Annotated in this window: 14 protein-coding genes; all 14 read right to left on the bottom strand. The window is 64.3% G+C overall.

All coding sequences use genetic code 11. The features are described from left to right. Positions 1 to 252, bottom strand: a 252-nt coding sequence (locus tag SP6_RS19780; RefSeq protein WP_042469567.1) for a DUF3147 family protein, incomplete at its 3' end; no start/stop codon positions are given. Between the two features lie 245 nt (positions 253 to 497). Beyond that, positions 498 to 1,106: a DedA family protein gene (locus SP6_RS19775; protein ID WP_007406854.1), complete on the bottom strand. Its 609-nt coding sequence runs from the start codon at positions 1,104 to 1,106 to the stop codon at positions 498 to 500. A 12-nt stretch (positions 1,107 to 1,118) separates the two neighbouring features. Continuing rightward, complete coding sequence (locus SP6_RS19770) at positions 1,119 to 1,496, bottom strand: hypothetical protein (protein ID WP_007406863.1); 378 nt, start codon at positions 1,494 to 1,496, stop codon at positions 1,119 to 1,121. Between the two features lie 98 nt (positions 1,497 to 1,594). Next, positions 1,595 to 2,050, bottom strand: a complete 456-nt coding sequence (locus tag SP6_RS19765) for an MgtC/SapB family protein (RefSeq protein ID WP_007406839.1) — start codon at positions 2,048 to 2,050, stop codon at positions 1,595 to 1,597. 113 nt (positions 2,051 to 2,163) lie between these two features. Next, positions 2,164 to 2,913, bottom strand: coding sequence for an HAD-IIB family hydrolase (locus SP6_RS19760; RefSeq protein WP_007406852.1), 750 nt, complete (start codon positions 2,911 to 2,913; stop codon positions 2,164 to 2,166). Continuing rightward, positions 2,910 to 5,411 (bottom strand): heavy metal translocating P-type ATPase, encoded by a 2,502-nt coding sequence (locus SP6_RS19755; RefSeq protein ID WP_007406838.1) that lies wholly within the window; start codon positions 5,409 to 5,411, stop codon positions 2,910 to 2,912. The genes SP6_RS19760 and SP6_RS19755 overlap by 4 nt, the downstream gene beginning before the upstream one ends. Beyond that, positions 5,408 to 6,016: a cation efflux transmembrane domain-containing protein gene (locus SP6_RS19750; protein WP_007406859.1), complete on the bottom strand. Its 609-nt coding sequence runs from the start codon at positions 6,014 to 6,016 to the stop codon at positions 5,408 to 5,410. Before SP6_RS19750 ends, SP6_RS19755 begins: the two co-directional genes overlap by 4 nt. Continuing rightward, positions 6,013 to 6,699, bottom strand: a complete 687-nt coding sequence (locus SP6_RS19745; protein ID WP_007406853.1) for a ZIP family metal transporter — start codon at positions 6,697 to 6,699, stop codon at positions 6,013 to 6,015. The genes SP6_RS19750 and SP6_RS19745 overlap by 4 nt, the downstream gene beginning before the upstream one ends. A gap of 3 nt (positions 6,700 to 6,702) precedes the next feature. Next, entirely contained in the window at positions 6,703 to 7,086 is a 384-nt protein-coding gene (locus SP6_RS19740; RefSeq protein WP_007406861.1) for a hypothetical protein, read from the bottom strand. Between the two features lie 5 nt (positions 7,087 to 7,091). Further along, complete coding sequence (locus tag SP6_RS19735) at positions 7,092 to 7,979, bottom strand: bestrophin family protein (RefSeq protein ID WP_007406841.1); 888 nt, start codon at positions 7,977 to 7,979, stop codon at positions 7,092 to 7,094. 31 nt (positions 7,980 to 8,010) lie between these two features. Continuing rightward, positions 8,011 to 8,352: a flagellar hook-basal body complex protein FliE gene (gene fliE, locus SP6_RS19730; protein WP_007406845.1), complete on the bottom strand. Its 342-nt coding sequence runs from the start codon at positions 8,350 to 8,352 to the stop codon at positions 8,011 to 8,013. Between the two features lie 45 nt (positions 8,353 to 8,397). Continuing rightward, positions 8,398 to 8,772 carry a hypothetical protein gene (locus SP6_RS19725; RefSeq protein ID WP_007406844.1) on the bottom strand — a complete coding sequence of 125 codons (375 nt, stop codon included), beginning with the start codon at positions 8,770 to 8,772 and terminating at the stop codon, positions 8,398 to 8,400. Further along, positions 8,769 to 9,257 carry an SRPBCC family protein gene (locus SP6_RS19720; protein WP_037569984.1) on the bottom strand — a complete coding sequence of 163 codons (489 nt, stop codon included), beginning with the start codon at positions 9,255 to 9,257 and terminating at the stop codon, positions 8,769 to 8,771. Before SP6_RS19720 ends, SP6_RS19725 begins: the two co-directional genes overlap by 4 nt. Positions 9,258 to 9,310: 53 nt before the next feature. After that, on the bottom strand, positions 9,311 to 10,828 hold a 1,518-nt coding region (locus tag SP6_RS19715; RefSeq protein ID WP_042469568.1), incomplete at its 5' end, for an efflux RND transporter permease subunit.

Below are 10,828 nucleotides of genomic sequence, written 5' to 3'. Positions count from 1 at the left end.
ACCGTGACGCAAAAGGACTGGTATCAGTAGGAATAGCGGCAGCGAGGGGAGTACGAACCAGAAGGTCGCCTGCGCATGGGCCGCCATGTTCATCGCATCAGGCCGGTCGTGCCACAGCCATATCATGCCAAGGACCGAGACGACCGGTAGCGACGCAATCAGCGCTCCGAACCCGGGATAGCGCTTCGCCACTTCCGACGCTGCCGCGATTAGTATGCCCGAGACGATGGCCTTGACTGCAAGATAGTACATAGGATGCTTCGCTTACCTTGTGGCGGTGGATCTTGATGATGCGGCCCAGCGCCACTTCCCCCCGTTGCGACGCCATGCGCGAAACCCGATGCGGTAAAGCCTCCCGATCCACTTGATGAGAATGAACGTGGTTCCTCGCGGGACCAGGCCAAGGGCACTGGCGTAGCGCGTGACGAAGACCAGCATCGAAGCTGCCGTAAGCCAAAGTCCGGCGGGAAAAACGGGAGACGAGCCATTGACATTCATCAATGGCGATCCCCGGATCGCCCGAAGGTCGCGACCCGCCAGAGATACCAAATGACGGCCAGCAAGAGCACGGCGTTGCTGACCGGTTCGATGACGCTCGCCACCTGATTATAGCGTTCGCCCAGCTCGTAGCCGGCTAGCACGAGGATCACGGTCCATATTGCCGAGCCGGCAAGCGTGGAAAGCAGGAACGGACCGAGGGGCATTCCGCTGACCCCTGCTGGCACCGAAATCAACGTCCGGACTCCCGGGACCATTCGTCCGAACAGAACCGCCCAACGGCCATAGCGGTCGAACCAGCGATCGACATGATCGATCTCGTCCGCCGTCAACGTCAGCCATCGACCGTGGCGAGAAGCAAAGCGCTTCAACCGATCGATGCCGATCCAGCGCCCGACATAGTACCATAGGATCGCTCCTGCGGCCGATCCGAGGGTGCCAGCGATAACGACCACCCACAGCGAGCCGCGCCCCTGCGCGGCCGTGTAGCCCGCAAGGGGCAGGATCACTTCCGATGGAATCGGCGGAAAGACGTTCTCGGCCAGCATCAGCAGGAAGACGCCAAAGCCGCCGAGTGCCGATAGGATCGATGTTATGATGTCGAACACAAGACAGCCTCGTCAGATGATCCAATAGAAGATAGCGCAGAACACGAGGATGAGGGCGAGGACCGATCCTACGATCGCGTTTTCCAGTCGCGGGCACTCGACGTTCCTGATCCGCGCGGCGACCTGCCAAGCGGGGCGGATCGGACACCGCCACGACCCAGCGACAATTCGATCCAATTCCGCGTCCGACAGCCCGAAGAATGCTTTGGCTTCACGGCGCGATCGACCCGCCAGCCCCATCACACGCAGCACCACATCGTCCCATGCGACATCGATCGCGCTCGGCCGATCGATCATCGGGCCGCGCGCGTCACCGCCTGCCCAAGAGGGAGGCAGCAGGCCGATGATCTGGTGAGGATTGCGCTCCAACAGCGTCGCCCAGCGCAGCAAGCGGTGTTGGCGGTCCCGCGCCGGGATAGTCCGCGCCGGCGCCCAACGTCGGGTGAGGGCTTGCACTGGATGTGTCCATCGGCTCGCCTGAGAGGTCGTCATGGACTTGCCGGAGTACAGGCGTCGCCATTGGTAGCGCGCTTGAGCGGACGAGAACAGCGCAGGGTCAGGAAGGTGGTGCAGCTCAGGATGAAGGCGATATCGTATAGGCCGTAGCCGACGGCCGCCCCGAGCGCGCCAGTCGCCCACAGGCTGGCCGCTGTTGCCGTACCCGAGGCTTTGCTACCCTTCTTCAGGATCGCGCCGCCCCCAATGAAACCGACGCCTGTAATCAGACCTTCGAGCAACCTGGCCTGCGCCGGGGACGTGCGGTCGAGGATCGCGATGCCTACCAGCACGAAGCCGCAACTGGCGATGGCAACCAACGGGAATGTGCGGATGCCTGCGCTACGGGCGTCCTTCTCGCGATCCCAGCCAACCGGAAGGGCAAGCGCGTAGGCGACGGCGAGACTGATGATATGGGTGGTTATCTCCCACCATGAGCTTTGAAACATGCCGGCCTGCCTGTTCTACGCGATCGCTCCAAATCGGAGGTTAAAAACGAATGTTGGGCCGAGCGCCTTGAAGGCGCTCGTGATTAAGGCGAGGATCGTGAACATCTGCGAACCTACCGGTGCAGACATGCGATGATGGCGGCCACGACGGCGGCGGTTTCCGCAACGTCGCGCACCCTGACCGTGTCGAGGCCGATCTCGACGGCGGGATAGTCATTTCCACCGGGGAAGATCGCATCGCCGATGAACAACATGCCGTCGAGCGGCACGCCGCTTTCGGCGCTCAGGCGCTTCAGGCCGTAGCCTTTGTCGACCCCTGCCCTCGTCACGTCGATCGATGTCGTACCGCCAAGATTGATCGAGAGGCCCGGCAGCACTGCGCGCAAGGTCGCCTGCAATGCAGTGCGTTTTTTCCGATCCCGGTCCCATCCCTCCTTTTCCTTCAGCGGCGCCGCCTGCCCCAGCCCCGAAAAGGTAATCTGGCTGCCGCGATCCTCGATCCGCTCGCCCCATATGCGTTCATCGGCGAGGCCGGCATCGGCCAGCGCCCGGTCGAAGGCCGCGCGGATCTTCGCCTTCTCCGCATCGTCGAACAGCTCGGCATAGACCACGCACCAAGCCCCATCGATGAAGCGATAGAGCTTGGTGCCGGTGGTCGGCATCAACCAGAGGCGGTCGAGCGCTGCGTCCGCAGGCAAGCGCGACGCGACCTGCTTTTCGAATTGTGGCCAGTCCCCGCCCGAGATCACCGCCACATCGGTAACGGCGAGCAACCGGGCGATGATCGCGGCCATATCCTCCGATAACGGGCGTTTGCTCTCCGCGAGCGTGCCGTCGAGGTCGAAAGCGACCAGCCACTTCATGCCGCGTTCCCCGCCGGGTCGCGGTAGGCGAGCAGCCGGAGCGCGTTGATGACGACGAGCAGTGTCGATCCCTCATGGACCGCCACCGCTGGCCCGATGCCGAGGCCGAGGATGGTGGCAGGCACGAGGAAGGCGACGACGCCCAGGCTGACGAACACGTTCTGACGGATGATGCCGCGCGTATGACGGCTCAGGCCGACCGCGAACGGCAAGTGCGCCAGGTCGTCGGCCATCAGCGCTACGTCGGCCGTCTCGAGCGCTACGTCCGACCCCGCCGCGCCCATTGCGATGCCGACCGTGGCGCTCGCCATCGCGGGCGCGTCGTTCACGCCGTCGCCGACCATCGCGACCTTGTCCTCGCCGGCAAGCTTCTTGATTGCGGCCACCTTGTCTTCGGGCATGAGGTCGCCCCACGCCTCATCGATTCCGACATCGTTGGCGATCGCTTCGGCGACCTTCTGGTGATCGCCGGAGATCATTATCATCCGCGACACACCCATCTCGTGCAGCCGGCGCAGCGCGGTCTTGGCCGCTTCGCGGGGCGTGTCCATCAGGCCGATCGCGCCTAGGTCGCGGTCTCCCTTGCGGACGACCATCGTCGTGCGGCCGTTCTCGCGCAGCTTCGCGATCGCGTCCTGCGCCCCCTGCCCCAGCGCCGGTATGCCCTCGCCCCCAAACATCTCGGCCTTGCCGATCCACACCGTCTCGCCATCCACGCTCGCGGTGACGCCACGACCGGTCAGGCTCTTGAGGTCGCCAGCGGTGGGCAACGGGCGCCCATTCAGGCGTTCGCGGCCGTCGTTGACGATCGCTTGGGCCAGCGGGTGATCGCTCAGCGCCTCGACAGCGACGGCCAGCGACAGCAGCTCGCCTTCGTCGGTGCCGTCGACGGGCACGACATCGGTGATGCGCGGGCGCCCTTCGGTCAGCGTGCCGGTCTTGTCGAAGGCGATCGCCTTCAACGAGCCGAGGTTTTCGAGCGGCGCACCGCCCTTCACCAGCACACCGCCACGTGCCGCGCGCGCGACGCCGGACAGGACCGCGCTCGGCGTCGCGATCGCGAGCGCGCAAGGGCTCGCTGCGACCAGTACCGCCATCGCGCGATAGAAGCTGTCGCGGAACGGCTCGTCGATGACCACCCAGGCGAACAGCAGCAGCACCGACAGGATCAGGACGGCGGGCACGAAGATGCGCTCGAACCGATCGGTGAAGCGCTGCGTCGGCGACTTCTGCGTCTCCGCCTCGCTCACCATCTTCACCACCTTGGCGAGCGCGGACTCGTTGGATCGGCGCGTCACCTCGATCTCGATCGCGCCGCCGCCATTGATCGTGCCGGCAAAGACGCGGCTCTCCGCCTCGACCGCATCGGGCTTGGCGCGGGCGGCTGCCGCGTCCGCGACCGGCACCTTGTCGACCGGGATGCTCTCGCCGGTCACCGGGGCTTGGTTGATCGCGCTCGTGCCCGTGATGACGAAACCATCGGCGGGAAGGCGTTCGTTTGGTCGGACGATAGCAATATCCCCGACAACCATCTCCTCGACCGGGATTTCGCTGGTCTGCCCGTCACGTCGCACGGTAGCGGTTTCGGGCGCGAGCTTCGCCAGCGCCTCGATCGCCTTCTTGGCGCGTCCCATCGCGTAATGCTCAAGCGCATGGCCAAGGCTGAACAGGAACAGCAGCAGCGCGCCTTCGGCCCATGCGCCCAGCGCAGCGGCGCCGGCGGCAGCAACCAACATCAGCGTGTCGATCTCGAACTTCTTCAGCCGAAGATTGTCGATTGCCTCGCGCAGCGTGAAGAACCCGCCGAAGAAATAGGCTGCGATGTAGCAGGCGGTCGGCAGCCAGTCCGGTGCACCGGTGGCCAGCTTCTCGATCGCGTAGCCAATTCCCAGCAGCGCGCCGCAAGCGAGCGCAAAGATCAACTCGGTGTTGGGACCAAGAAAATCGGCATGGCTATGGTCGTGACCGTCGCCAGGACCGTGTTTCTCCTCGCCCGCCCCGTGCCCACCGGGACCATGGTCATGGCCGGCATGGTCGTCGGCGGCGACCCGCTTGCCCACCCGGACCTTCAACTTGCGAAGCGCCGAACGCACCTCCTCTTCGGTGGTCTCGCGGCGGTCATATTCAACCCGGACAGACCCACTGGTACTGGCACTCGCCTGCACCACGCCCGGCAGCGCGCATAGCGCGTCACTGACGGTGCGCGCCCGACGCTCGTGGCTGATCCCCGTCACCTGCCAGATCGCATGGCCGTAGCGTTCGGTGATTTCGGCGCCCGCGGCGCGCACCATCTCGCGCAAGCGCGGCAGCGGCAGCTTGGCAGCGTCGAAATGGATGCACAGGGCCGCCGGCGTGTCGCCGTCGAGGCAGATCACATGCGCCCGCTCGACGCCTTCGCGCTTTGACAGGGTTGATACGAGACGGTCCAGGCAAGCGTCGGCCGCGTCAGGAAGGTCCGGCAACAATACTGGAATATCGAGTTCGAGCTTGTCGTTCATGACGACCTCCTTTCGCTTTTCTTGGTTTCGGCGCGCGCGTCGCGCAGGATTTCGACACCGCCCTTGATGGCGATGATGGCGGTAGCGAAGCCGACCAGAAGGTCCGGCCAGTTGGTGCCCAGCCACAGCACCAGCACGCCCGCGATCAGGATGCCGCCATTGGAAATGAAGTCATTGAAGCTGAAGGTGGTGGCGGCCCGTAGGTTAACGTCCGGATCCTTGAGCCGCTGGAGCAGCCGCAGGCAGAGGTAGTTTACGACGCCGGCGATCGCCGACATGACCATCATGGTCGGTCCGATCGGCTCGCTCCCCTGCACATAGCGTCGCCCGACATCGATCAGGATGCCGCCCGCAAAGATCAGCAGCATTACCCCCGATGCGATCGCGGCGCGCGTCTTCCACGTCTTACCGTGGGTCAGCGCGACGAGGCTGAGAGCGTAAACGGCGGTGTCGGACAGATTGTCGACGCCGTTGGCGATGAGCGCACTTGAATCGGCGAACGCGCCGGATACGAAAAAGCCCGCTGCGATTGCTGCGTTCAGCAGCAGCACGATCCAGAGCGTGCGACGCTCCTGCGTGCCCGCGTTGTCGTTGCTCGCATTCATCCCATGATCTCCTCGAGCGTCAGGAGGGCGAGGAACCCTACGAAGAACATCGAGCTGATGAGCGGGGTGTCAGGCTTCTCGTGCGCCTCAACCAGCAGCTCTTCCGTGACGAGGTAGAGCAGCGCCATCAGCCCAAAGCTCAGGAAGCCAGCGACCATTACCGGCGAGAGCGTGGCGACAGGAACGGCAGCGAGCGCGCCGATCGGCAGCAGCAGCGCCAAGGCCGAGACGATCACGATGATGCGCAGGCGCGAGCGATAGGTTTCCGCCAGCTCGTTGGTCAGTGTCAGACCCAGGAAGAGCACTTCGAGTGTCAGCGCGATCGTCAGCAGAAATCCCGCCTTCTCGCCCGCGACGAACGCAAGGCCGAGCACCAGGCCATCGACCAGGATGTCGATGCCGATCGCGGCGAGCAGCGCCATCGGCCCCTTGAAGCGGGCCTCGAAAGCCTTGAGACCCAGCATCGTTACGACGCCCGCCGCCCCGCCGATCAACGTCGCGCTGGGCGAAGCCTCATGCTTGACCTGCGGCAGGATTTCAGTCGCTGCCGCCGCGAACACGACGCCGGCAGCAAGATGCTGTAGCCCCGCCACGAGGCCAGGATTTAACTTTGTGCGGCTCGCGATGATCGCGCCGATTACGACCGCCAGCACAGGCGCAAGCGTGTAAAGCAGTGCCTGCATATCCTATGATCCCTCCGGGGTTCGGTGACAGACGTGGATTTTCCCGCGCCGCATGAAGGCGATCGCCCCGCCCGCCACGACCGCCCGTGACTGGTTGCCGCGAAATTCATCACCGGTTCGCTGGGCGCGCAGGATCTCGGTCCTGCCCTTCGGCAGCCAGGTGACGGCCATCTTCAGGCCGTCGTCGATGAAGTCGACATCGGCGCGGGTGCCGTCGTCGCAATACATGATGCGCTGCGCGATCAGCCTTGGCGTCACACGCTTGTCATGAGCCGGTTCGACAGGTTCGCTCGGAGCCGGGTTGCACGCCCCTACAATCACGCCGGTGACGAGAACGGCGCCAACGCGCGCGATCGTGAGCCCGGGCAGATGCAGCAAGGCGCGCATGCCCATCACCACAGCACCCCGTGATCAGGTGTCAGCGGCTCGGGGGCCGGAAGTCCCGCGGTTTGGAGAAGGTCGATCTCGATCGTGCGGCACATGGCCGTGAGCGGGACATCGTGGACGCTATTGGCGAACGGATCGGTCAGATCCTCGCCGATGCTCAGCACCGCGAGGAAGACGAGTCCGATCAGCGTCGATCCGATCGGCGTGGCAAGGCCCAGGGATTCGACCAGCGCGATCGGGAGCAGCACGCAGAACACACGCGTGAAGAGGTTCGGGAAGAACCGAAAGCCATTGGGCAGCGGCGTGTTCTTGATCCGCTCCATGCCGCCCTGCGCATTGGCGATGTCGATCAGGACGCGCTCCACAGTTGCCTGCTGGATCTCGGTGATCCGACCTTCCGCGAGCGCGTCAGCGTAAATGCCCGATATGTCCTCCAAGAGCGCATTGGCAGGGTTCAGGCGAGTGACCGCCATATCGGCGACCTCCGTTCCGGCGACCCGGGCAATTTCTTCATAGGGCGACTGTCGGCGAAGCTGGCAGCGCATCGAGTGCGCAAAGGCGATCTGCCTCAGGATGATGTGGTGCCGTATCTCACTGCCCTCGGGTTCCCCCTTGGTCAGGCTGCGCGTGATCCGGGCCAGACTGCGCGAGGAATTGATGAGCGCGCCCCAAAGAGTTCGCGCTTCCCACCAGCGTGCATAAGCGGCGTTGGTCCGAAACCCCATGAAGAGCGCGATGGCAGTGCCGAACAGCGCCGTCGGCAAAGGCGGTTCCTTGATCGGGGTCATCATGTGGAATGCCGTCACCGCCACGTCCCACACGAACAGGATCGTGAGGGGCTTCCAAACCTCGACAATAATCTGCGTAAATCGTGGCCTTGTGCCGACAATCATACCAATACCGCCTTAGTTATCTCCGCGATCGTCATCCGATCGGCATGTTCATGATGTCTCGATATGCAGACAGCAGCTTGTTCCGGACTTGCAGCGTCGCCTCGAACGTAATGGATGCACGGCTCTGGATGAGCGCGACGGTCGCAATGTCGGTGGTTTCGCCCCGTTCATATGCTTCGGTGACGACATCCTCCTGCTCCTGGGTCTCGTTGACCTTCGCCACCACGGCATTGAGGGTGTCGGCAAAGGTTGAGGCTGGAGCGGTCGGCGTCACGCCGGGCGGTGCCGTCGGCTGCGCCTCGCGCAAGGCGCGGCTTCGCGCGATCACTTCGGCGCGAATGGCCATCACATTCGAGATCGACGTGTCAGACATCGTTTCTCTCCCGTTGCAGTGCGACGTGTCGGAAGACAGGACGGTTCATCGGGTGCCCTCCCGTTCGCAGGTCCGCGTGCGGCCTTCGCCTTCCACGATGGTGAGCTGCGACCCCTTGAAGGTCGCGGTGGCTGTCTCGCCGACATATTGGAGGCCCTGCGCTGGCGCGGTCAGCGTCATGGGCACGGCGCTGCTGGAGCGCCGCAAATCGATCTGCAGGCCGTTGTCCTTGTAGTCGACGAACAGCGGTTCCCCGTCGGAACAGCGATAGGGATGGCGCCCCATTTCCCCGGTCGCCACGGCGCTGTCGGACGAATGGATTTGCTGCTCCGTTGGCGGGGCTGGCGGCTTGCTTTCCGTGCAAGCCGCCAGCCCGATAACGAGGATGAGGGCGGGCAGAACCCGCTTCAACGGCGTCATCGCGCCTTCCTCCTGTACCGGGAGGGGACGCGCTGACGATTGATCCCACGGGCAGGCTGACCCACCCGCCAGCGCAGATAGGTTGCGAGGCGATCGTCAGCCTCGATCATCAGGGACCGCAGGCGACGCAACATCATCGCCGCGAACGGCAAAGACAGCGCCCCGCGCAGCGTGCAGCTATGTGTTAGCCTGGTGCCACCGTCGTCCCCTGCCAGCTCGTACCGCTCTTCGAGCGTGAACAGATAAGGGATGCCGCAGGACCAAGCGAAGGCGTGCGGCTTATCGAATTGATCGACCAGGGCCGGCGTCCGAATTGGTCGGGTGATGCCCTGGATCGCGAAGGTACATTCCGTCTCGCCAAGCTGGCACGGGTTGTCGAGGAATACGAGCGGACTCCAAGCCCGACGATGATCCGGATCGGTGATCGCCGACCAGATCCGCAGTGGCCCGCCGTGAAGCATTGAGCTGGTTATGGTGCGAGGCATATCCCCATCTCCCAGAGATGAGCGGGGCGATCGCGGATCGCCCCGCTCACCCTTCAGGCCAAGTCGTTCACGAAGGTCTGACCGTGGTCGTCCCCTTCATGCTCCTCATTGTAGTGCTCGGGCTTCTCGATCACTTTCTGCCCGAACCGGGCGTAGAGCGTCGGCAGCACGAACAGCGTCAGCAGCGTTGCCGAGATCAGGCCGCCGATGACGACGGTCGCCAATGGCTTCTGCACCTCCGCGCCCGCGCCTTCGCCAAGCGCCATCGGCACGAAGCCGAGGCTGGCGACGAGCGCGGTCATGACGACGGGCCGCAGACGCTGCATTGCGCCGACATGGGCCGCCTCTTCGCGCGATAGCCCCGACCGGATCAGGTCCTGGATCGAGCTGACCATCACGAGGCCGTTGAGGACCGCGATGCCCGACAAGGCGATGAAGCCAACCGCCGCCGAGATCGAGAAGTCCATGCCCCGCAGGAACAGCAGCAGAACGCCGCCCACCAGCGCGAAGGGCACGCCGGTGAAGACGATCGCGGCATCGCGGACCGATCCCAATGCCCCGTAGAGGAGCAACAGGATCAGGATGAAGCAGGCCGGAATGACCAGCTTCAGACGTTCGCTTGCCGATTGCAGGTTCTCGAACTGGCCGCCCCATTCGAGATAGGCACCAGCGGGCAGCCGAACCTGGCTACCGATCGCCGCCTGCGCGTCCGCAACGACACTGCCGACGTCGCGACCGCGCACATTGGCTTGCACCACCACGCGACGCTTCCCGTTCTCGCGGCTGATCTGGTTGGGACCATCGACCACCTTGATGTCGGCGACGCTCGAAAGCGGCACATAGCCACCCCCCGCCAACGGCACCTGCACCTGTTCGAGAAGGCCGATGTCCGCCCGTTGCGCTTCAGAGAGCCGTATCACGACCGGAAAGCGCCGATCGCCCTCGAAGATCTGGCCCGAGGTGCGCCCGCCGATTGTCGCGGTGACGATGTCCTGCACATCTTGGGCAGTGACGCCCAGACGCGCCATTGCGTCGCGATTGACGCGAATGTCGAGCATGGGCAGGCCCGTCGTTTGCTCGACCTTCACGTCCGCTGCGCCCTGCGTCTTGCGCAGCACCGCAGCAACCTGCTCGGCCGTCCGGTTCATTTGTGTGAAGTCGTCGCCGAATACCTTCACCGCGATATCGCCGCGAACGCCGGCGATCAGCTCGTTGAAGCGCATCTGGATGGGCTGGGTGATCTCATAGGCATTGCCCGGGAACTTCGCGAGATTACCCTCGATCCGACTTACCAGCTCCTCCTTGGGAAGGTCGGGGTTCGGCCAGTCCTTCCGCGGCTTCAGGATGACGAACATGTCGGTCGCGTTCGGCGGCATCGGGTCGGCCGCCAGCTCGGCGGTGCCCGTCTTTGAATAGACGAACGCCACCTCCGGTTGCTTCGACATCATCCTCTCGATCGGCACCTGCATCGCCTGACTCTGCTGGACCGACGTTGCCGGGATGCGGAGCGACTGGATGAGCAGATCGCCTTCATCGAGCTGCGGCAGGAACACCGAGCCGAGCGTGGTGAA

The organism is Sphingomonas paucimobilis NBRC 13935 (assembly GCF_000739895.2).
Classification (GTDB): Bacteria; Pseudomonadota; Alphaproteobacteria; order Sphingomonadales; family Sphingomonadaceae; genus Sphingomonas; species Sphingomonas paucimobilis.
Note: the sequence above shows the minus strand (reverse complement) of the source record. Positions and strands in the feature narration are given on the sequence as shown.